Genomic DNA, 21,320 nt, shown 5'->3' with positions numbered 1-21,320 from the left:
CGTGCAATCGTTAAGAACCCGCTGAGCTTACCCGAATTTCAGTCACTTGCACGAAATGACACCGTTAACCGTGACGACCGCACTAAAACCGGTTGTCGCGTGGAAAGCCGTTGGGCGGCATCCGGCCCGCAGCCCCGCGCGCGGCGCGCCACGGCGCAAGATCGGTTTCGGTCCGCGTGCGACCGCTTTCGCCGCCCATCGGCCAGCTAAGCCCCTGCGCAAACACGAAGGTTGTCGCATCGGACAAGCCCCCGTCGCGGAAACGCATCAACTGCACCCCCTGCCCGCGCGCCATTTCCGCCAGCTCGGTCAGCGGGAAGACCAGCAAGCGCCGGTTGTCGCCGATCGCCGCGACATAATCCGCATCGGGCGCGACCGGGCGCACCACCTTGAGCTTGGCCCCGATGCGGGGGGTGACCACGGTCTTGCCTTTGCGCGTTTCGGCGATGATGTCGGCGGTGCGGACGATGAAGCCGCGCCCATCACTCGCCGCGACCAGCAACTTCTCGGCGATCCCCGCGCGGAAAATGTCGACAATACCGATGTCGCCATCGAGATCGATCATCAGCCGCACCGGCTCGCCAAAGCCGCGCCCGCCCGGCAATTTATCGGCCGCCAGCGTGAAGAAACGCCCATTTTCGGCGGCGACGATGATCTTGTCGGTGGTGTGCGCGGTGAAGTCGAACAGCGCGGCATCGCCTTCCTTGAACTTCACCGCAGCAACCCCTGCGGCATCGACATGCCCCTTCATCGCGCGGATCCAGCCGCGCTGCGACAGGATCACGGTGATCGGCTCGCGCTCGATCATCGCCTCCAATGGAATGTCGCGCGCCGGGGCTGCTTCGGCGACGGTGGTGCGGCGTTTGCCGAGCTTGGTCTCCGGGCCATAACGCTCGCGCAATTTGGTGAAGTCGCGCTTCAACCGCGTGCGCTGCCGCGCCTCGCTGCCAAGCAACGCCTCCAGCCCGGCACGCTCCGCTTCCAGCGTGTCGCGTTCCTTGCGCAACTCCATTTCCTCCAGCCGCCGCAAGCTGCGCAGCCGCATGTTGAGGATCGCCTCGGCCTGACGCTCGTTCAGTTCGAACTCGGCCATCATCACCGGCTTGGGCTCATCCTCGGTGCGGATGATCTCGATCACGCGGTCGAGATTGAGATAGGCAACGATATAACCGTGCAGCAGCTCGATCCGGTCGGCGATCTTCGACAGGCGATGCGCGGTGCGCCGTTGCAGCACGATGAACTGATGCGCCACCCACTCCTGCAACGCCTGGCGCAGGCTCATCACGCGCGGCGTGCGGTTGGCATCGAGCACGTTGAGGTTGAGGCTGAAGCGGACTTCCAGGTCCGACATCTTGAACAGGCTCTCCATCAGCACGTCCGCCTCGACCGTGCGGCTGCGTGGTTCGATGACGATGCGGATTTCCGAATCCGATTCATCGCGGATGTCGGCCAGGATCGGCAGCTTCTTGTCGTTGACAATCGCCGCGATCTGCTCGATCAACTTGCCCTTCTGGATACCATACGGAATTTCGGTGACGATCGCGTTCCAGGTGCCGCGTCCCTGATCCTCGACATGCCAGCGCGCACGCACGCGAAAGCCGCCGCGCCCGGTGGCATAGGCCTCGGCGATCGACGCCGGGCTGTCGACCACGAGGCCGCCGGTCGGAAAATCAGGCCCCTTGATATGCTCCAGTAGCGCCGCATCCTCGGCCTGTGGATTGTCGATCAGCAGGATCGCCGCATCGAACAGTTCGGCGGCGTTGTGCGGCGGGATGCTGGTGGCCATGCCGACCGCGATTCCCGCCGCACCGTTCGCAAGCAGGTTGGGGAAAGCTCCAGGGAAAAGCTCTGGCTCCTGCTCTTCATTATTATAGGTGGGTTTGAAGGCGACGGCGTCTTCGTCGAGCCCTTCCATCAAATCCATCGCGACTTGGGTCAGCCGCGCCTCGGTATAGCGGAAGGCGGCGGCGTTATCGCCGTCGATATTGCCGAAATTCCCCTGCCCCTCGACCAGGGGATAGCGCACCGAAAAATCCTGCGCGAGCCGGACCATCGCGTCATAGACCGAGGAATCGCCGTGCGGATGGTATTTGCCGATCACCTCGCCAACGACGCGCGCCGATTTCTTGTAGGCGGTGTTCGGGTCCATCCGCAGTTGGCGCATCGCCCATAACAGCCGCCGATGCACCGGCTTCATGCCGTCGCGGACATCGGGCAGCGAGCGCGCGGTGATGGTCGACAGCGCATAGACCAGATAGCGGTCGCTCAGCGCGCTATCGAAGGGGGAGTCGACGATGGCTTGGAAAGGATCGGTCAAATTGCTCGGCATGTCTCCGCGATAGCAGCCGCATCGCCGGGTGGCGAGATGGTCACGCGCCACACGTGCCCTGCGGCCCCAAAACTGCTATGGCGGCGATGGGTATTGGGGGGTGGACGATGCGATTCGCTGGGCTTTTTGCGGTGATAGTGGTGCTTGGCGGGTGCGACGTCGCGTCGGGGCCCAACGGAACCGGACCGACCAATGCCACCAAGACCAATAGCGCCGCACTGCCCGCGCCCGATGGCGGGTTCGACTATCGCTACGCCTTCCGCCTGCCCGCCAGCCGGATCGAGGCGGTGCAGGAAAGCCACGCGCGCGGTTGCGATCAACTCGGCCCGGCGCGGTGTCGGATTACCGCCATGCGCTATGCGGTCGGTGCCGATAACGCAATCACCGCTGTCCTGACGATGACGCTCGACCCGACGGTGGCGCGCGCCTTTGGCAAGGCCGCCGCGCAGACCGTGAACGCCGCACATGGCACGATGACCGACGCCACCATCGCCGGGGCCGAAGCGACCGGCGGGGGCGGACGTGGCGGGGCGGGGCTCGCGCGCTTGCGCGATGCGCTCGCCAATGCCGAATCCAGCGCACGCAGCGCGAGCGACCCCGAACAGAAGGCGCTGGCCGCTGCCAAGGCTGATCGGGTGCGCAGCGCGATCGCAACGATCGGCGATGTCGACCAAGGGAGCGTCGGCGGCACCGCGACTGTGCCGGTCGTCTTCCAATACAGCTCCAACGGCGGGATTCCGGGAGTTGGGGCGTCCCCCGCCGCAACCTTTGAAAGCGCTGGCGACACCTTTCTGGCGTCGCTCGCCGGGCTGCTGGTGGTGTTGGCCGGCATCGGGCCGTGGCTGATATTGCTGCTTGGCGGCGCGTTGCTGTTGCGCTGGTTTCTGGCGCGGACCGAGGGCACTACCGCGCCCGTTCTGCCACCCGCGCCGCAAGAGCACGGTACGGAGCGCACCGGCATCGTGCAGCGCTGGTTCCAGCCCGAATCCCCAGACACGCACGACACGCCCAAGGAGCATGAACCGGTTGCATGACGGGCCAAGCCCTGCGCGCGCGCCCAAGCTGATTGCACCACCGCCGCGCATTCGATATAGCAGAACCCTTCCTGCCCCGGCTCGCGGTCCCCGCGTCGCCGGGGCCTATCGTTTTCAGCTTTTGGTTTTTAGGGGTATCCACGCACATGGCACGCCGCCGCCAGATCTACGAAGGCAAGGCCAAGATCCTCTATGAGGGGCCTGAGCCGGGGACGCTGATCCAGTATTTCAAGGATGACGCAACCGCCTTCAACGCCCAGAAAAAGGGCACGATCAGCGGCAAGGGCGTGCTTAACAACCGGATTTCCGAGCATATCTTCACCCTGCTCGGGCTGATCGGCGTGCCAACGCACTTCATCCGCCGCCTCAACATGCGCGAACAGTTGATCCGCCAGGTCGAGATCATCCCGATCGAAGTCGTGGTGCGCAATGTCGCCGCCGGATCGCTTTCGACTCGACTCGGCATCGAGGAAGGCACCCAGCTTCCCCGCACGATCATCGAATATTATTATAAGGACGACGCGCTCGGCGATCCGATGATCACCGATGAGCATATCGCCGCCTTCGGTTGGGCCGGGCAGGAAGAAATGCACGACATCGCCGACCTGGCGATTCGCATCAACGATTTCCTGTGCGGGCTGTTCGCCGGGATCGGCATCCGCCTGGTCGATTTCAAGCTCGAATTCGGGCGCGTGTGGGACAATGATTATCCGCGCATCCTGCTCGCCGACGAAATCAGCCCCGATGGCTGCCGCCTGTGGGACATGACCACCAACGAGAAGCTCGACAAGGACCGCTTCCGTCGCGATCTTGGCGGCGAAGTCGAGGCGTATCAGGAAGTTGCGCGGCGTCTCGGGCTGCTGCCCGAAGGGGCCGACAATGCGGTGCTCGATCTCGAAAAGCATCGGCTGAGCAAGGGCAAATAAGAACGTGGCGGGGTGGCGGCAGCTTCGGGCCGCCGCCCCAGCGGCGGTGTGGCCTTATGCGGCCTTGGCGGTTGCCTATTTGCTGAGTGTGCTGCGCGTGGTCGGTCCGGCCGGTCTCAGCGACCCCGCCGCGCTGTACTGGCATGATTGGCAGGATCAATCGCTCTACGTGCGCTCGGCGACCGCGCTTGCGACCGGCAATCTGGCACCGAGCCAGCATTATTACCCGCTGCTCTACCCACTGCTCGGCCTGCCCTTTCTGCATCTGTGGCCGAGCCAGCCGTTTTTCTTCGTCAATCTGGCCTGCTATCTGCTGGCCTTTGCCGGCTTTCGTAGCGTGGCGCGCAGTTTTGGCGTGCCACTGTGGGGGGCGGTGCTGGTGTTTGCCGCGACGACGCTTGCGCAATTCGACATCGCCAAAGTGTGGATCGAGCCGTGGACGAGCACACCGGCGGCGGCCTTGTTGTGGCTCGCGCTCGGGGCGATGGCGCGCTTGTGGGAGCAGACTTCCTCCTCCCGCTCTCTCTTACTTCCCCGGCCCTTCTTCCTTCCCCGGCGCAGGCCGGGGCCCAGTCGCGCGCCGGTTATAGGCTCGGACAGCGCTTCCTTACGATCCACGCCGCAACTGGGCCTCGGCCTGCGTCGGGAAGGCGTTGAAGAGAAGCACGCGCAGGGCGAATCTCGCTGGCCAGCCAGTATCCTCGGCCTCGCGCTTGGCCTGATTCCGTTCGCCCGGCCCGGCGACGTCATCATCGGCGGGGTCATCGCGGCCTTTGCCAGCCTCGCGCTGATCCGCGCGCGCGATGGGCGCGCAGCCCTCCATGCGGTGGCAGGCTTCACCCTCGCCTTCGGTGCATTGGCCACGCTGTTCGTGGCAATTTACGGCTTCGGTCCCAGCCCCTATATGCTTTATTCGGCGCAATATGGCTTCAACTTCGGCTGGCTCGGCTGGAAAGCCTATGTCCTGCTGGTCGAGCCGCGCGCCTGGTTCGGCGAGGGGATCGGGCTGCTCGACAAGGCACCGTGGCTGCTGCTCGGCGGGGCCGGGATGCTCGTCGCCTGGTGGAGTCCTCCTGCCCGGCGACCGGTAGCGCTCGCGGTCGGCGCGGCGGGGGCAATCTATGTCATCCTAATGCTCGCTTATGTCGATTTGCTGCCAACCGGGCTGTGGCGCTTCAACAATGTGCATTATTTCAAATGGGTGTTTCCGCTGTTTGGGCTGTTCGCATTGCGCTTCATGCTCGATGCGTGGCGGCGACCCGTTACCCTCGTCGCGCTGCTGCCGATCCTGCTCGCGCTGACTGTCCGGATCGATCCGGTGCGAGTCAAGGCCTCCGAACCCGCGCGAATGGTGGTGTTTCCGGCCCCGCTCGGCGCGGAATGGACCCCGACCTATTTCGCCACCGCGTGGCTGACCGATGCGCAAGGCGAGCAACGCAATTCGTTCGATTATCATCAAATTCTGGTGCGCGGGCGCATCAACGTGGTTGCGCTACGGCGGCCCTTTGCCGGGGCGGAGCGGTGGATCGGCGACGATCACGTCCGCGCCCAGCTCGAAGGCAAGGATGCGGGCGGGTACGCCCCGCTTTATTTGACCGGTCCGTGGCCCAAGGTGCCGCTCGCGCGATACGGCATGGCAATCTCGTTTGGTCTGCCGCATTGGTTCGAGCACCGCGACGCCACCGCCCAGCGCTGAGCGCCACGCCACACGAAGCTTGCGACACAGCGCGCACACGGCCATAGGGTGCCGCGCTAACGACCAGCAGCCAGGACATGCCCATGAAGCTCCGCATTTTCGTCACGCTGAAGCCCGGCGTGCTCGATCCGCAGGGCCGCGCGATTCACAAGGCTCTTGGTGGCCTCGGCTTCGGCGGCGTCAACGACGTCCGCGCCGGCAAGCTGATCGAACTCGATGTCGCCGACGATACCAGCGACGAGCGGATCGACGCGATGTGCCGCGAATTGCTCGCCAACACCGTCATCGAAAATTATCGGGTCGAACGCGTATGAAGACCGCGGTCATCGTCTTTCCCGGCTCAAATTGCGACCGCGACATCGCGACCGCCTTGCGCGAGGTTAGCGGCACCGCCCCGACGATGGTGTGGCACGCCGAGACGGAACTGCCCGATGGCGTCGGCCTCGTCGCGCTGCCCGGCGGCTTCTCCTATGGCGATTATCTGCGGTCGGGCGCGATCGGCGCACGCTCGCCGATCATGCGCGCGGTGACTGCGGCGGCGGAGCGCGGCGTGCCGGTGCTCGGTATCTGCAACGGCTTTCAGGTGTTGACCGAGGCGGGGCTGCTGCCGGGCGCGCTGATGCGCAATGCCGGGCTCGATTTCGTGTGCCGCGAAGTCGCGCTGACGGTCGACAATGCGCAGAGCGTGTTCACCAGCCGCTATGGCGCGGGCGAGCAGATCATCATCCCCGTCGCGCATCATGACGGCAATTATTCGGCCGATGCCGAGACGCTCGACCGGCTGGAAGGCGAAGGTCGTGTGGCGTTCCGTTATGCTGAACCGGTCAACGGCTCGGCGCGCAACATTGCGGGCGTGCTCAACGCGACCGGCAACGTGCTCGGCCTGATGCCGCATCCCGAACGCCGCATCGAAACCGCCGCGCATGGCGGCAATGACGGACGACGGATGTTCGAAGGCTTGCTGGAGCTGGTTGGGGCGTAAAGACGGAGCGACTGGGTCTTCTGCCCCGCTTTTCCGTTCGTTTCGAGCGAAGTCGAGCAACAGCAACAGGCGCCGTGCCAGGTTTCTCGACTTCGCTCGGAACGAACGGGAGAGGGAAAGCCATTACCCTCTCAACACTTGGGCCGCATCGATCCTAAAGCTGGAACGGCGAAAAATCAGTCCCGCGGTCGTACACGTCGATGCCTTCGCTGCGTTTCAGAACATTGACCACGAGATAGGTCACCGGCGTCAGCAACACTTCCCACGACACTTTCAGCACGAACTGGCTGAGCATCACCATTCCGATTTGCTCGACCGGCCAATCGGCCAGGCCGTAAAAGGCGATCGGATAGAAGATCAGGCTGTCCGCGCCCTCGCCCACGATCGTGCTGCCGATCGTGCGCGTCCACAGATATTTGCCGCCCGTGGCGATCTTCATCTTGGCGAGCACGAAGGAATTGAGCAAATCCCCGACCCAAAAGGCGGTGATCGACGCCAGGATGATCCGCCAGCCCGCGCCGAACACGCGTTCATACGCCGCCTGCCCGTTCCAGCCCTCAGCGACGGGCAAGTGCACCACGGTCCATTCCATCACCGCCATGAAAATCAGCGCGCCAAACCCCGCCCACAGCGCGCGCCGCGCGCGGGCATAGCCATAGACCTCGGTCAGCACATCATCGATGACATAGGAGACGGGGAAGAACAGGATTCCCGCGCCGAACGGCCACAGCCCGATCCACGGCAAATTGATAACCGAGCGTTTTTCCGCGCCAATCACGTTCGACAGCAGCAGAATGACGACGAACGCCACCATCACGAAATCGAAATAGCGGAACGACCGCCCACCCAGATCGCGTGCGTTGATACTGCGTAGTGTCGTCATGCGGATGCGCCCCCTGGCCGTGCGCTGGAATTATGAAGGCCGTTTCGCTGCGCCGCAATCCACGCTACAGGCAAATCCAGTGCGCGCCCGTAGCTCAGTTGGATAGAGCAAGGAGCTTCTACCTCCTCGGTCGGGGGTTCGACTCCCTCCGGGCGCGCCATCCTAATAAAGATTGGCATTTCTCAAGCGCTTTGTCGGTGGCTTCGTATTAAAGAACCGCCATGCACATTCTGCTCGCCGAAGACGACACCGAAACCGCGCGGTTTATCGCCGAGGGGCTGATTGGGCTCGGTCATCAGGTTACCCACGTCGCGACGGGACCGCTTGCGCTGCAAGCCGCGATCGATACGCCTTTCGACGTCGTGATCCTGGATCGGATGCTGCCGGGTGTGAACGGACTCGAAGTGTTACGCCATTTGCGCGCCGTGCCCAACCGGGTGCCGGTGCTGGTGTTGACCGCGCTGGGGGGCATTGCCGACCGCGTCGATGGGCTGGACGCCGGGGCCGATGATTATCTGGTCAAACCGTTCGCCTTTGTCGAACTGGTCGCGCGGCTCAACGCGCTTGCCCGCCGCGCGCCCGGCCCCGATCCGACAACGCGGATCGAAATTGGCGACATCACGCTCGATCTGTTGCGCCGGGACGTGACGCGCGGCGGCAAACCTGTCCACCTGCAACCGCGCGAATTCGCCTTGCTGGAACAGTTGATGCGCAATGCCGGGCGCATCGTGACGCGCACGATGTTCCTCGAACGCGTATGGGGTTTCCATTTCGACCCGCAAACCAACATCGTCGAAAGCCATCTCAGCCGCTTGCGCGCGAAGCTGCGCGAGGGGTTTAGCGACGATCCAATCGAGACCATCCGGGGTTCCGGCTATCGGATGCGCGCCGATGCATAGGCCGAGGGCCAGCGCCGCCTATCGCATCGCTTTCACCTATTCGACAGCGTTCGCGCTCGCCATCCTGCTGCTGGGCGTGGCAGTGTATATTGCCGCCGATGCGCAATTCCGCCGCCAACAGGACGCCGCGCTGATCGACGAAGCGACCGCGCTGGCACATGAGTTCAACGAGGGCGACCTGCCCGAAATCCGCCATGCCATCGCCAGGCGCGAAGGCGGAAGCACGATCAACGGTTATGGTTATGCGATGTTCGACCATGCGGGGCGGCGCGTCGGCGGCGGGCTCGACGCCTCCATGCCGCCCACTGGATTGCAGGACATCGTGTTTCGTGATCCCCTGGAAGGGGCCGACCGTGCGCGCGCCTTCGCTACCGATTTGGCCCGCGGGTATCGGTTGGTCGTCGTGCGCGATACCGAAGGCATGGAGGGAATCGATCGCACCATCATCCTGATTTTCGGCGGGGCGTTTGCGTTGGTGGCCAGCCTCAGCGTGATGGGCGCCTTGTTGCTCGGTGGCTATCTCCAGCAGCGGCTTGACGGAATCAGCGGTGTCGCGCGCGCGATCATGGCGGGCGACATGGCGCAACGCGTGCCGATCGGCGATCGGCAGGATGAATTCGACGCGGTTGGGTCTGCCCTCAACACCATGCTCGATCGCATCGGGCATTTGATGGACAATCTGCGCCAGGTATCGAGCGACGTGGCGCACGATCTGCGCACGCCCTTGCTGCGGCTGCGCAACCAGCTCGAACAAGTTGGCCATGTGGAGGGTGCAGCCGAGCGCGCGATCGAGCAGGGCGATGCCGTGCTCGCGTTGTTCGCCGCGCTGCTGCGCATTGCCGAGGTAGAGGGCGGCGCGTTGGCGCGTGGCTTCGTAGTGATCGACCTCAGTTTTCTCGCGACCGAAATCGCCGAAAGCTATGCGCCGGCGTTTGCCGATGGGGCGCGGGTTTTGTCGTGGTCGGTTGCGCCCGGCATAACGGTGCTGGGCGACCGCGAACTGATCGCGCAGGCGTTAATCAACCTGCTCGACAATGCGCGCTTGCATACGCCCCCAGCCACGCGGACCGCGCTAACGCTGACTGCCGATACGACGACGGCGGAGCTATCGGTCGCCGACACCGGGCCGGGCGTGGCGGAAGGCGAACACGCCCGCATCCTCCATCGCTTCGCGCGCGGCGAAGCGAGCCGTACCACACCCGGCAATGGGCTTGGCCTCAGTCTGGTCGCAGCGGTGACGGCGGCGCATGGCGGCGCCATCACGGTCACCGACAATGCCCCGGGGTTGCGCGTAACGTTGGCCTTCCCGCGCGTGGACGCGGTTTAGCCTGTTGCGATTCCGGCGATGACAAGTTCGCGCCGCGCCGCGTCAAACCCCGCGCGAAAGTCCGGCTTCGCCAGCAACCGCTCGGCGATAAGCAGGCCCAGCATTTGCCCGGCACTCACATCGCTGCGGAAATGCTGTTCGCACACGATCCGGCTTTGGCCATAGCGGGCGGCGCGGGCGAGCAGCGCATCGGCCTTTTCGGGCACCAGCCGTGCGAGCGTCTCGCCCATCGAAAACGCCATCGAGGTGTGCCCACTGGGATAGCTCGACAACGGATCGTCATTGCGCTTGCAGCTCTTCAGCGCGGGATCGATGACATAGGGGCGCGGTCGCTTGAAATGATCCTTGCCGCGGTCGACCGCCGCCTTCTCGCTCGCGCGCACTTGCGCGAGCAATACGGCGGTCGCGGGCAGCCGGTCGAGATCGAATTTGGGGCCGAGTACGCCCGCAAAAATCGTCGCATTCTTGGTATCGCCGTCGAGCCGCGCATCGGCTTCGTCGGCAGCCGTGCGCACCGTGCCCGCCGCACGCAATTCGGCCAGTTCGGCGAGGGCCTGCGCGCTACCGGCCGCAGGTGGCGGCGGCAGGACGAGCGCGGGATCGAGATCCCGCGCGTCGAGCAAGGGGGCGACCTTGGGCGCGGGTGCCGCAGCGACGCATAGCGCAGCCGCGGCGAACAGAGCCCGCTTCATCAGAACGAATAGGTGATCTGACCGGAAACCGCACGGCCTGGCTGATAGTAAATCTGCCCTGTGGCGAGCGTGCCCGAGATCTGATTGATCTTTTGCGAGTCGAGCAGATCGGTCACGTCGATCCCAACCTTGATTGGCCCGATGGCATAGCTCGCCGCCAGATTGACCGTGTTATACGGGCTGATCCGGACGGTGTTGGCCAAATCGGAATATTGCGGCCCGGTCCATTTGTCGGTCAGCGAGAATTTGATCGGTCCGTGCTTGTAGAGCACCCCGCCCGCCGCCGTCGACTGCGGTGCCTTGGCGATGGTCGTGCGCGGTACGACCTTGCCCGTCACCGGATCGGTATAGACATTCGTCTTGGCATAGTTGCGCGAGGCGTTGGCGAATATGGCCAGGCCATTGCCGAACGCATAGGTCGCCTGCCCTTCGACGCCCTTGTACAGCGCGCCGCCGATGTTGGTGAAAATCGTGCCGAGCCCTTGGCCTGACGTATCGGTGTAGCTGTAGAATTTGTTGGTGAAATTAATGACGTAAACGTCGGCATCCAGCGACAGATGGCTGCCGTGATACACCGCACCCGCTTGATAGTTGGTCGATTTTTGCGGGACTGCGTTCGAGAACGTCGTGTTGGCGACGTAAAGCTGGCTCAGCGGCGGCGCGAGGAAACCCTTGGCATATTGGCCATAAACCGAAAAATTGGCGAGCGGCTGATAGTTGATCGTCACGAATGGCAGGTCGGCGGCATAATCGTTCGAATTGCGCTGCGCATAGCGCGTGGTCTGATTGTAGAGCGCATCGATTTTACGGCCGAAATCGACATGCTTGAAACCGGGCGTGATCTTCAGCCCCTCGATCGGACGGATTTCCAGCTCGACGAATTCCTCGGTGTGGTTGCCGCGCGATTTCTGGTCGAACTTGATATATTGCGGGGTCAGTTCGCCTGGGTTGAGACCGGTAGCGGGGGCCTTCACGACCTTTTCGACATAGTTGAAGCCACCCGTCGTCAAATCGACATCGCGCTGTTGGCGGTAGGTGTGGCTGAATTCGAGCCATGCGCCCGCCGTGATCGTCGCGAAGGATGCAAGATCGATCCGCACCTTGGCGATGTCGCCGAAAACGCGATATTTGTTGGTCTTGGTATAACCGGGAATATCCCCCACGATCGCCTTGCCGTTGGCGCCGATGGTTTGATACGGTTTGAAGCCAGCAATGCCCGGCTGGGTGGTTACGTCATTTGCCGACAATGTCTCATTGTCGTAATAATAAGTGTAGGCACGGTTTTCAAACACTGCGCCCGGCGAAAGATTAGCTTCAAGTTTGATGATTTCGAAATCGGTCGTCTTGTCGGTGTGGTTATACCCGAAATATTCCGATGTGTTTGGATCGTTGTTAAGTCCGTAATATTTTCCATACAGCGCTTGCTGCGCCAAGGTCGAACCATCGTTGTCCGCCTGATTGAAGCGATTTTTGTTATACGTAGCAAGGAAGGTCACCTTCACGTCCGGGGTAACCGGGACGACGACTTTGCCGAACAAATTGTAATTCTGATATTTCGAATAGCTCGTGCGGCCGTCGCTATGGACGTATTGGCCGCTGAACACCGCCTGCGCACCATTGGCAAAGGTGCCCGTCTGCAACAATCCGCGCGCGAGATAGGTGTTGAAGCTGCCATAGCTGCCAACAACCTCTCCACCGAAATCGTCACGCGTTGCGCGGCTGAACAGGTTGAAGGTGCCGCCAAAGCTAGCTTGGCCAAGGTTGCTCGCATTGCCGGGGCCACGATCGACGATCAGCGTTTCGACCGTGTTGGACGGGAAGAAGGTGGTCGAATGGTGCGTCGGGTCATTGGTGTCGCCAAAGGGCACGCCATCATAAGTGATGTTATATTCGCCGTCCTGGAAACCGCGAAGCTGCGCCTTTGATTCCGACAGGCCGATGCCGTTATTGCCCCCGAAATTGGAAACGCTCGGCGTAATCAGCGCGATTTGGTTGAAATCAACCGTCGCGGGCAGCGAATCTTCGATGAACGACCGCGAAACGATCGCCTGTGGCTGCGTCGTCTTCAGCGATGCGGTAACGGGGGCGAGTTCGTTGGCCTTGGTGGCGGTGACGACGATGTCCGACCCTTCGGCGATGTCGCTCTTGGTCGCAGGATCGGCCTTCTGCTCGGTCGCGGCGGCAGGCACCGTTTCGGCGGCGGCGGCATTGGCGCAGAACGAAGCGACAAGCGCAAGCGCGCTGGCGCCGAGCAGGCGCGCGCGCGCCTCGGTGCGAATCGTCATCATCTTATTTTCCCCAACTCGGTGTCCGTCCCGGTGAGGGTCGCGCTATGGATCAGCCGTGACAGTTACGTTGCGAATTCGCGTCAATTTCGAGATTGAGGAATTGTAACAAATCGGTTCACTGCGCGGGCGGCAAGCCAAGGCGTGCAGCGCTCGGCTCTGCACCTGATACAATCGGCGTCAAAGCGCGCCACGGCGGCGTCCGGTCTGCGCGAGCGCTACCAAACCGGGCAAGGCACGCCATGAAGGTGGGCGAGAATATCGCCTCCTTCGGTTCCTTCACACACGCTCCGGGTGGTCGATCGAACCCATCGGCCGTCACCAGCCTGATCGGCCCTGTCGGATTGGCCAACCGCAAATCGGCAATCGACTGCACCTCCAACTGGTTGACCACGATCGCCTCGGCACGCAGCGCATTGGTCAACGCGTCCGCGCCTTTCTGCGGCGAGGCGTCGTCGGTCAGCACCGTTGGCCCGTTGCGCACGACATACAGCGTCGGTGGCGCGGGCGGGGTTGTCATGCCCATCGACTGCGCCAACGCCGCCGCCGCGCGTCCTTCGGCATAGGCCTGCGCGGCGATCGTGGTTTCGAACACCGATTGTCGCACGCCGCCGTCATAATAAACGCGGCCGCCAACCTTCACCTGCTGAAAGAACACCGGCATCGCTGCAGAGGCGATCGCCGCGCCCGCGATGCACTGCTGCGCCTCGGCCTTGGCCAGGGTCCGCGCCATCATCTTGATCGGCGCATAATAAAAGTCGCCGCTCTCGGCATCGACAAAGCCGATAAAGGCATCGGCGCTGGCATCGGAGGCGAGCGCGTCGATCATCGGGCAGCCTTTTGCTGGATCACCATCGACACACAAAGCGGCCAGCACCTTGCGCTTGAGTGGCGCAAGCCCCGCAATCGAGCCGGTAATCACCGCCTGCCATTGCGGGTTGCGGTTGACGATGTCGCTTTCCCGCTGCGGCGCATAGGCTGCGCGCAACGCCGCAAAGGTCTGGTCGGTGCCAACCGCGAGAAACAGCGCCTGCAGCCCGCCCGTGCTGACTCCTGTAATGGTGCGGGCGCGGGGAAATTGGTCGGGATGGGCATTGCGCAACCGATCGAGAAAACCAACGCCGAACGCCCCCCATTGCCCGCCGCCCGACAGCAGCAAGACCGCATCGCCCGATGGCGCCGCCGTCACCGCTTCCGGCACAAGCCGGGTTTTCGGCAGCATCGTGTTGCGGGCACCGGCCGCAAGGCTCGCCTCGAGTGAAAAGCGCGTGTGCGGACCGGCGGCGAGCGCCTGTATCCCCGGCTGTATTCCCGGCGACCCTACCCCCGCATCGGCCTGAATTTCTTCAACCAGCCGCGATTTCGGCATTTTGATGATGTAATTCGCGAAACGGGGACAATCGATCTGCAGCGCGCCGCGTGTTGCGCACCCACCGAGCGCCATCGCGATCAGACCGATTACCATGCCCCGAATTATCAGCATATCATGCCCCAATCGATTTGGATTCATCTCGCACTTGCGAGAACGATGCTTTGCGCCCAAATTGTTTCACAGGCGTCCCAAAAACGTGAAAGCCAGGGGGCAGCACAAACCGGGGCGCCGGGGCGCAAGGAACGGGGTCATGGAGGACAGGACGCGGCATCGCTTGCGCTTGCTCGGTACGTTCGGGCTGTTCGCGCCCGACGGAACGCGCCGGCCCATCACCAGCCGCAAGGGCATCGCCCTGCTCGCGCTGATCGCCCTGGCGCGCTCGGGCGAACGCTCGCGCGCGTGGCTGCAGGCGCAATTGTGGGGTGGGCGCGATCCTGACCAGGCCCGCGCCAGCTTGCGCCGCGAATTGTCCAATTTGCGACAGGCGATCAACCCCATCGATGGACCGCCGCTGATCGTGGCCGATTCCGCGCGGGTGCGCCTGGACCTCGATCGGATCGAGGTGGATGTCCGTGCGTTGCATACCGATGTCAACAACGTCCGCACACCCGCGCTCGCCGATCCCGGCGAATTGCTGGAAGGGCTCGATCTGCCCGGCGAAGAGGGTTTTGAGGATTGGTTGCGGGAACAACGCCAGCATGTCCGCGCATTGATCGAGCAACTGCACGTCCAAGCGTGGGAACGCGTAGCCTTGTCCAACCCGATACCGGCGCAAACCACAGGAGCCGACGCTCCCGTCCCGATCGCCAATGGCTTCGCACCCTCGCCGCGCAAACCCTCGGTCGGCATCGTGGCTTTCACGATGCGCTCAAGCGACCCGGGCGACGCTGCACTTGCCGCCGCGATAACCGACGAAATTGGCGACGCCATGTCGCGCTTTTCCACCCTGTTCGTCGCTTTGGCCGGGCCGCGCGTCGAGCGTCCGCTGGATCACGGCGCGCTGTGCCGCGAACTGGGCGTGCGCTACTTGCTCGAAGGCAGCATCCAACGCGAGCATGGCGCGATTCGCATCCAGGTACGGTTGACCGACGGTGTGGTGCGTGAACAAATCTGGACCGAACGCTTCGATACCACGCTGGAAGCCCTGTTCGACGTGCAGGCCGAGATTGCCCAAACGGTAGCCCAGCAAATCGATTCCTCGGTCGAAATCGCCGAGCGCACGCGCGCTGCGGCCCAACCGGTCGCAACCCCTGATGCCTATCATTTATATTGGCGCGCCAACGCCCTGTTTCGCCAATGGGAACGCGCGCCGATGCAGGAGGCGATTGCGCTCGCCGGGCAAGTGCTCGCGCTGGAACCCCACAATGCCTGGGCCAGCGCGCTCTCGGCATTTTGCCATTCGCTCACCTTCGCGTTCGGCTGGGCTGACGATCCGGCGGCAACGCGCGCGCAGGCGCTCGCACACTATGAACATTGCCTCCGATATGGGGAAAATGATCCGTTCGTGCTCGGTTATGCCGCCGGGACCCTCGTCGGGATCGGCGGCGATATCGACATTGCCGATCAATTGATCGATCGCGCGCTTGCGCTGCACCCTGCATCGGCGGCCAGCCTGTTTTGGGGCGGTTGGGTCGACATCGCGCGTGCCAACCCTATCCGCGCGGTTATGCGGTTTGAGCACGCCTTGCGAATGAATCCGCGCTCGGCAGTGCGACCGCACGCGCTGACCGGGATCGGGCTTGGCCTGCTGGCGCTAGGCGAGGTGGCCCGTGCCCGCACCGTGTTGCGCGAAGCGGTGCAATACCTCCCTTATGCCCCCGTTACCCTGGCCGCGCTGATTTTGGCGCTCACGCTCAACGGGGAAGAGCCGGAAGCGGCACCCTATGCGCTGCGGCTGAACGCGCTTGGCGGCACTGGCAGCATCGATGCAACCATTCGCGATCCCCGGATGCGCGCGCGGCTCAACGCGACGCTGGACCGTTATGCCAAGCCCCAGGCAGCGAGGGCATCGCTGCACAGTATCCCGCGCATCTCGGGTGAGAGCAGCCGGTAGCGTGCCGCCCGCCACCGCCCGGCGCGCGAGCGCGGATCGGTCGGCATCCCGAAATCGCGCATCACGCGCGTGCTGGTGATGACGCCCTGCTTGCCCCAATGCTGACTGAAGGGGATGCCCTCGCGCTCCAGCGCCAGGGCGACGCAGCGCGCGGCGTCGGCGCTGTTGAGCGTGCGCAGCCCGTCCATGTTGATCACCACCGTATCATCGAAGCGGGTGAACGCCAGCAAGCCCGCCGCCTTGTTGACGAAGCGCAACGTGAACACCTGATGTCCACCGCCGTGCGTGTGGAAGGCATCGAGCATGGTCTTCAGCGTGGTGCTCAAATGCGCCTGCTCGATCGCATAAGCGGCGTTATACAGTTCGATTTCCCACCCAAGGATCTTTTGGCGGACATGCGGGCCATTGGCCCCGCCCCAGGTCAATTGGCGGGGGGCCACGCCCGGTGCGGGCTCGACCTTAAACTCCTGCGCGACCAGCCATGCCACCGCCTGCGGCAAGGGCAGTAGCAGGTCCTGCTCAAGCTGCCCGGCCAAGGCGCGCGCGAGCAGGTTGAGCGGCTCATGCGTCGGTTCCTGCGCGACCGCAGCCATCGCCGCCAGCCGCGCGACGGTGCGGTTTGGCTCGCGTTTGTAATACAGCGTCACCAGCGCATTGTGCGCATCGCCACGATAGCCGGCATAAGGGTGAAACGGATCGAGAATGACCTCGATATAATACGGCGTATCGCGGCTCCGCGGCCAGACTTCGCGCGCGAAACCGGCAAAATCGCCCGCCTGGAGCTGGCCGATCGCAGCCGGGGTCAGCGGGTGTTTCACGCGCACCAGATCTACGACGAATCCAGGCACAGCCTCCAGCAACACCGCATTGATGATGCCGAGCCCGCCGAGATGGACCAGCGTCGCCTCGAAGAGGTCGGCTTCCAGCACGACATGGTTGGCAAGCGCACGCGCGGTTGCCCCCGCCAGCCACGGCGCCGGTCCGCGCTCGATCCACCACGATTCGCCGGGGCCCGTTACGACATGCACGCCGCGAACATGGTTCTGAAAGCCGCCATAGGTCAGCACCGAGCCATGCACCCCGGTGCCCAGCATTCCGCCGATGGTTTGCCCGTCATGCGCGCCCGAGGTCGCAAGCGACAGCGACGGCTCCAGAAAGGCGTTGAGTTCGTGGATCTTCGTTCCGGCATGGGCGAGCACCATGCGATCGCGGTGTACCGCCGCCGCACCAAGATCGGCCGGATCGACCCGCCAGACGTGCTGCGGCAACGCCGTCTGCGCCAGCCCGCCCGGCCCCTTGGTAATATCGCTGAACGACCAGGCCGATCCCAGCACATTGACCGGTGCGCGCTTCTGCGCCGCATGGGCCAGCACGGCACCCAGCAATTCGGCGGTTTTACGCAGCGCCGGAATCGCCCCGGTCGGCGCAGGCCCCGGAACCAGTGCCGCCGTCTCGACCTGCTGGCGATCCTGCGTGTGATGATAATTGCGCCAGTGCGGCGTCGTGGACCAGGAAAGAGAGGGCACGCACTTTTCCTCCAGACGATCGGGAGGCTGCGCTTTGCCGTGCGGATGTCCGAAATGCGTGAAAGCCAGCGCCACGCTTCCGATCAGGCGAATTTATCCGCGCGGCGGCGCCCGACCATCAGCCCGCGCTCCAGCCGCGCACACAAGGCGACATAATAATCGTTCAGGAAACCGCGATCGTCGGGGTCGTAAGGCAGATTGGCCTTGCGCCGGATCGCCGCCGCCACGGTCGCAATCGCGTCGTCGCGGTCGCTGCGCAACACGTCCTCCAGCGTCTGCAACTCATAGACGCCGTACAGATCGAGCGCGGCTTCGGGGAATACGCGTCGCGCCCGTTCGCTCGCGACGACCAGATCCGCGCCCAGTTCACCGCGCACGGTGCGCACTACCCATGTCCCGGCAAGCAGATCACCGATGCGCAGCCGATCACGGTTGAACAGCGGGAAGAATAGGAAGATACCGCTCCACCCCAGCGCAAAGATCGTCACGAAACTGTCCGCCAACCCCTGCGCCGCTTGCGACAGCAGGAAGGTGAGCGGCAGGAACACTTCGATCTCACGCATCGCATTGCGCGCGATCACGGCACCGCCGGTGAGCCGCGCGCCATCGCGCGCGACGACGCGCAGGCCCATCATCCGCTTGCCTGGCGTCGCCCCGCGCCCGCCCATCTCAAACAACGCGAACCAGCCATTGCGCAGCACGAAGAAGCCCAGCAACCACAGGATCGCCAAGGCGCTTTGCTTGCTCGCCACAAATAACAGGGCGATGACGATCGTCGCCACGATCAGCAGGATCAGCATCGCCACCGCATCGACCATGAAAGCAGCGGCGCGCACCCCCGCCCCGCCCAGCTCGATCTGCAGATCGACGCCTTCGGGCGTGACGAAGCTGCGCCGCAGCGATTGCGGCCCCTTCGGGCGGCGCGTCCGGTTACGCCTGAACAACGCCATTGCGGCCCCTCGGCAGATAGAAATAGAGCAACCAGCCAGCCAGCATCGCCAGCCCGATCGCATAGCGCGACAGATCGGCGGTAATCGTCTGTCGCCCGATTCCTTCGAGCACCCCGGCCACCGCCAGCATCACGACTGTGCCCGCCATCACCGTCGCGCCGGTCTTGCCCGCCGCCACCGCCGCATCCATCCGCGCCTGGCGTCCGGGAAAGGCGATCGCGGTGCCGATGCGGAACCCCGCCGCCCCGGACAGGATGATCGCGAACAATTCGGTGGTGCCGTGGATCATGATCCAGCCGACAAAGCCGAAGCCCAGCCCCTTGGGCACGAACACCGCGAGAAAGGCACCCAGCGACAGGCCGTTATAGACGATCAGCAACACCGTCGGCACGCCAAAGGCAAAGCCCAGCGCAAAAGCGAAAATCGCGATTTGCGCATTGTGGGTGAACAGGAAGGCGGCAAAGGTCGCCAGCGCATCCTGCCCCTTGGTATTATACAGCGTCTGGCGCAGGCTTTCGGCGGAGGCGGACGGATCGCGCCCCTGCGCCATGCCATCGCCGACGATGCCGAAAAACCAGCTCGGATCGCCGCGCACCAGCACATAGCCGACCAACGCCGCCGCCGCCGTCAGCAGGAAGGCAACCAGCGTCTCGCGCCAAATCGCGCGGATCGCCGTGGGCCAGCTATGCCGGAAGAAACGCCCCAACTGGCTCAGCGCCGAACTCGGCACGCCGTAAAGCTGGAAATAGGCGCGGGTGCAAAGCTGTTCGAGATAGACGATCAGCGCGCGGTCGAGCGAGGTTTCGCGCGCCACCGCCAACGACGACAGCGCCGAGCGATACAGCAAGGGCAGCGCGAGCAAATCCTCATCCTGAAGCGCGCGCACCGAGCGCCGCTCGATCCGCGAGATGAGCGACTCCAGCCGCTCCCAATCGGCAGCGTGAGCGGCGCGAAAGCGGCTGGCATTGACCAGCACCGGTTGCGGCGGCGCGAACGCAGAAACAGCGGCGGGGGCGTCGGTCACAGCAGGTTTCTCCGCTTCAAATCGACATAACCCGCGACCAGCCGCTCACCGACGCGATCATGCTCGGCTTCGATCACATGCACCCCCAGATGGTGCAAGCGCGTGAGCACCAGCTTGCGGTCGCGCAGCAGCGCCGCCGCCGTCACCGCGCGCGTCACATCATCGGCGGTGGCGGGCACGGCATCGGCGATGCGCTCCAGCTCCTCATCGCGCAGCACCACAACCAGCAGCACATGCGTATCGACGATCCGCGCCGCCGCGCGCACCATGAAATCCGCCGAGGTCAGGTCGGTAAATTCGGTGAACAACACAATCATCGAGCGCCGCGTCAGCCGCGCCGCGAGCGTGGTCAGCGCGAAGGTATAATTGGTTTCCTCAGCCGTATAATCGATCGCCGCCGCCAGCCGTTGCAGGTTGGCGAAGGCGGGCATCCCCGACACCACGCCGCTGGCGATTCGGGGCCGAGAATCGAAGGCGTGCAGCGCGACGCGGTCGCCCAGCTTCAGCGCGACCCACGCGGTCAGCAACATCGCCGAGACCGCGCGATCGATGCGTGGCAGCCCGGCAACCGGCTCGCACATTTGCCGCCCGGCATCGACCGCGAACACGATCTGGTTGTTGCGCTCGGTGCGATATTCCTTGGCGTGGAGCTTGGTTTGCCGCGCCGATTGCTTCCAGTCGATCGCCCGGCGATCCATCCCGGCGCGAAACTCGACCAGCGCCTCGAAATCGGCACCATCGCCGCGTTCGATCTGCGCGATCAGGCCTTGCAGCGCGTGCCGCTGGAAAATCTGCGCGCCGCGATCATGCAGCGGGCGGATGTCGGGCAGGATCGGCAAGGTCGTCGCCGTCGGAATGACGCGCTGTTGCCACGCCAGCCCGAGCGGCCCGCGCCAGCGCAACCAGAGCTGCTCGAACCGCGCCGTCCCGCGCCGGACCGTCGCCAGCGGCAACACCGCCGCGCCGCGCCCCTGCCGAAGCGCGATCCACATCCGCCCGTCATTGTCGAGCCTCACCAGCGGGCCCGCCGCAATGGCCACTTCGGCGTTGGCGGGTGCGCGCGCGCCATCGATCGCGACGCTGACCACCGCCTCCACCGTCGCGCCGACCGAGGCGCTCGGCGGCACGTTGATCTTGACGGTGCCGGCGCGTCGCCCGGCCAGCGCATCGACGGCGGTCATCACCAGAAGCGCGATCGGCCAGGCAAGCCCGACGAACCAGCGCCCGGGCATCGCCACCGCCAGCAGCAAGGCCACCGGTGCCCCCGCTGCCGCCGCCAGCACCGCCGTGCGCGTCGGGTAGATCACCAAGCGCCTCCAACGCACTTCCCCGGCGAAGGCCG

At 64.2% G+C, this 21,320-nt stretch carries 17 protein-coding genes and 1 tRNA gene; 9 read left to right on the top strand and 9 right to left on the bottom strand.

Annotated features, from left to right (window positions below; translation table 11 throughout):
- Positions 1 to 82 precede the first annotated feature (82 nt).
- The gene (parC, locus tag WC704_RS09460; protein WP_372889670.1) at positions 83 to 2,329 is read right to left on the bottom strand and encodes a DNA topoisomerase IV subunit A; all 2,247 of its coding nucleotides are present in this window, start codon (positions 2,327 to 2,329) and stop codon (positions 83 to 85) included.
- A gap of 107 nt (positions 2,330 to 2,436) precedes the next feature.
- On the opposite strand from parC, the gene WC704_RS09455 reads away from it, so the two are divergent.
- The 5 genes from WC704_RS09455 to purQ all read left to right on the top strand — a co-directional run bounded on the left by WC704_RS09455 (position 2,437) and on the right by purQ (position 6,967).
- On the top strand, positions 2,437 to 3,363 hold the full coding sequence (locus WC704_RS09455) for a hypothetical protein (RefSeq protein WP_372889669.1): 927 nt from the start codon (positions 2,437 to 2,439) through the stop codon (positions 3,361 to 3,363).
- Between the two features lie 146 nt (positions 3,364 to 3,509).
- Entirely contained in the window at positions 3,510 to 4,289 is a 780-nt protein-coding gene (purC, locus tag WC704_RS09450) for a phosphoribosylaminoimidazolesuccinocarboxamide synthase (RefSeq protein WP_372889668.1), read from the top strand.
- Positions 4,290 to 4,293: 4 nt separating this feature from the next.
- Positions 4,294 to 5,985: a hypothetical protein gene (locus WC704_RS09445; RefSeq protein ID WP_372889667.1), complete on the top strand. Its 1,692-nt coding sequence runs from the start codon at positions 4,294 to 4,296 to the stop codon at positions 5,983 to 5,985.
- Between the two features lie 83 nt (positions 5,986 to 6,068).
- Entirely contained in the window at positions 6,069 to 6,299 is a 231-nt protein-coding gene (gene purS, locus WC704_RS09440; protein ID WP_372889666.1) for a phosphoribosylformylglycinamidine synthase subunit PurS, read from the top strand.
- Positions 6,296 to 6,967, top strand: a complete 672-nt coding sequence (gene purQ / locus WC704_RS09435; protein ID WP_372889665.1) for a phosphoribosylformylglycinamidine synthase subunit PurQ — start codon at positions 6,296 to 6,298, stop codon at positions 6,965 to 6,967. The genes purS and purQ overlap by 4 nt, the downstream gene beginning before the upstream one ends.
- Positions 6,968 to 7,121: 154 nt before the next feature.
- Here purQ and WC704_RS09430 read toward each other — a convergent pair whose 3' ends face one another.
- The gene (locus tag WC704_RS09430; RefSeq protein ID WP_372889664.1) at positions 7,122 to 7,850 is read right to left on the bottom strand and encodes a queuosine precursor transporter; all 729 of its coding nucleotides are present in this window, start codon (positions 7,848 to 7,850) and stop codon (positions 7,122 to 7,124) included.
- An 83-nt stretch (positions 7,851 to 7,933) separates the two neighbouring features.
- Here WC704_RS09430 and WC704_RS09425 point away from each other — a divergent pair.
- The 3 genes from WC704_RS09425 to WC704_RS09415 all read left to right on the top strand — a co-directional run bounded on the left by WC704_RS09425 (position 7,934) and on the right by WC704_RS09415 (position 10,076).
- A tRNA-Arg gene (locus WC704_RS09425) sits at positions 7,934 to 8,010 on the top strand.
- 61 nt (positions 8,011 to 8,071) lie between these two features.
- Positions 8,072 to 8,749 carry a response regulator transcription factor gene (locus WC704_RS09420; RefSeq protein ID WP_372889663.1) on the top strand — a complete coding sequence of 226 codons (678 nt, stop codon included), beginning with the start codon at positions 8,072 to 8,074 and terminating at the stop codon, positions 8,747 to 8,749.
- On the top strand, positions 8,742 to 10,076 hold the full coding sequence (locus tag WC704_RS09415; RefSeq protein WP_372889662.1) for a sensor histidine kinase: 1,335 nt from the start codon (positions 8,742 to 8,744) through the stop codon (positions 10,074 to 10,076). Before WC704_RS09420 ends, WC704_RS09415 begins: the two co-directional genes overlap by 8 nt.
- Here WC704_RS09415 and WC704_RS09410 read toward each other — a convergent pair.
- From WC704_RS09410 to WC704_RS09400, 3 genes are all read right to left on the bottom strand, one after another.
- Positions 10,073 to 10,768, bottom strand: coding sequence for a phosphatase PAP2 family protein (locus tag WC704_RS09410; protein ID WP_372889661.1), 696 nt, complete (start codon positions 10,766 to 10,768; stop codon positions 10,073 to 10,075). The genes WC704_RS09415 and WC704_RS09410 overlap by 4 nt on opposite strands.
- A complete protein-coding gene (locus WC704_RS09405) occupies positions 10,768 to 13,056 on the bottom strand; it encodes a TonB-dependent receptor (protein WP_372889660.1) in 2,289 nt (762 codons plus the stop codon). The genes WC704_RS09410 and WC704_RS09405 overlap by 1 nt, the downstream gene beginning before the upstream one ends.
- 115 nt (positions 13,057 to 13,171) lie before the next feature.
- Positions 13,172 to 14,536, bottom strand: coding sequence for a patatin-like phospholipase family protein (locus WC704_RS09400; protein WP_372889659.1), 1,365 nt, complete (start codon positions 14,534 to 14,536; stop codon positions 13,172 to 13,174).
- A 139-nt stretch (positions 14,537 to 14,675) separates the two neighbouring features.
- Between WC704_RS09400 and WC704_RS09395 the strand changes: the two genes are divergently transcribed.
- Entirely contained in the window at positions 14,676 to 16,478 is a 1,803-nt protein-coding gene (locus WC704_RS09395) for a hypothetical protein (RefSeq protein ID WP_372889658.1), read from the top strand.
- Here WC704_RS09395 and WC704_RS09390 read toward each other — a convergent pair.
- The 4 genes from WC704_RS09390 to WC704_RS09375 all read right to left on the bottom strand — a co-directional run bounded on the left by WC704_RS09390 (position 16,406) and on the right by WC704_RS09375 (position 21,285).
- On the bottom strand, positions 16,406 to 18,004 hold the full coding sequence (locus WC704_RS09390; protein WP_372889657.1) for an FAD-binding protein: 1,599 nt from the start codon (positions 18,002 to 18,004) through the stop codon (positions 16,406 to 16,408). The two genes, WC704_RS09395 and WC704_RS09390, sit on opposite strands and share 73 nt — an antisense overlap.
- A gap of 83 nt (positions 18,005 to 18,087) precedes the next feature.
- Positions 18,088 to 18,954 (bottom strand): RDD family protein, encoded by an 867-nt coding sequence (locus tag WC704_RS09385; RefSeq protein ID WP_372889656.1) that lies wholly within the window; start codon positions 18,952 to 18,954, stop codon positions 18,088 to 18,090.
- Positions 18,935 to 19,978, bottom strand: coding sequence for a stage II sporulation protein M (locus WC704_RS09380; protein ID WP_372889655.1), 1,044 nt, complete (start codon positions 19,976 to 19,978; stop codon positions 18,935 to 18,937). Before WC704_RS09380 ends, WC704_RS09385 begins: the two co-directional genes overlap by 20 nt.
- Positions 19,975 to 21,285, bottom strand: coding sequence for a DUF58 domain-containing protein (locus WC704_RS09375; protein ID WP_372889654.1), 1,311 nt, complete (start codon positions 21,283 to 21,285; stop codon positions 19,975 to 19,977). The genes WC704_RS09380 and WC704_RS09375 overlap by 4 nt, the downstream gene beginning before the upstream one ends.
- Positions 21,286 to 21,320 lie beyond the last annotated feature (35 nt).

Origin of the sequence: Sphingomonas sp. (assembly GCF_041661885.1) — a bacterium.
Taxonomy (GTDB): Bacteria; Pseudomonadota; Alphaproteobacteria; order Sphingomonadales; family Sphingomonadaceae; genus Sphingomonas.
The sequence above is the reverse complement of the archived record's forward strand: the minus strand, read 5'-3'. Positions and strand labels throughout refer to the sequence as shown.

Excerpts from the sequence above, each read along its gene's own strand:
- parC (WP_372889670.1), bottom strand. The coding sequence starts at position 2,329 with ATGCCGAGCAATTTGACCGATCCTTTCCAAGCCATCGTCGACTCCCCC.
- WC704_RS09455 (WP_372889669.1), top strand. The coding sequence starts at position 2,437 with ATGCGATTCGCTGGGCTTTTTGCGGTGATAGTGGTGCTTGGCGGGTGC.
- purC (WP_372889668.1), top strand. The coding sequence starts at position 3,510 with ATGGCACGCCGCCGCCAGATCTACGAAGGCAAGGCCAAGATCCTCTAT.
- purS (WP_372889666.1), top strand. The coding sequence starts at position 6,069 with ATGAAGCTCCGCATTTTCGTCACGCTGAAGCCCGGCGTGCTCGATCCG.
- purQ (WP_372889665.1), top strand. The coding sequence starts at position 6,296 with ATGAAGACCGCGGTCATCGTCTTTCCCGGCTCAAATTGCGACCGCGAC.
- WC704_RS09430 (WP_372889664.1), bottom strand. The coding sequence starts at position 7,850 with ATGACGACACTACGCAGTATCAACGCACGCGATCTGGGTGGGCGGTCG.
- WC704_RS09420 (WP_372889663.1), top strand. The coding sequence starts at position 8,072 with ATGCACATTCTGCTCGCCGAAGACGACACCGAAACCGCGCGGTTTATC.
- WC704_RS09415 (WP_372889662.1), top strand. The coding sequence starts at position 8,742 with ATGCATAGGCCGAGGGCCAGCGCCGCCTATCGCATCGCTTTCACCTAT.
- WC704_RS09410 (WP_372889661.1), bottom strand. The coding sequence starts at position 10,768 with ATGAAGCGGGCTCTGTTCGCCGCGGCTGCGCTATGCGTCGCTGCGGCA.
- WC704_RS09405 (WP_372889660.1), bottom strand. The coding sequence starts at position 13,056 with ATGATGACGATTCGCACCGAGGCGCGCGCGCGCCTGCTCGGCGCCAGC.
- WC704_RS09400 (WP_372889659.1), bottom strand. The coding sequence starts at position 14,536 with ATGCTGATAATTCGGGGCATGGTAATCGGTCTGATCGCGATGGCGCTC.
- WC704_RS09395 (WP_372889658.1), top strand. The coding sequence starts at position 14,676 with ATGGAGGACAGGACGCGGCATCGCTTGCGCTTGCTCGGTACGTTCGGG.
- WC704_RS09385 (WP_372889656.1), bottom strand. The coding sequence starts at position 18,954 with ATGGCGTTGTTCAGGCGTAACCGGACGCGCCGCCCGAAGGGGCCGCAA.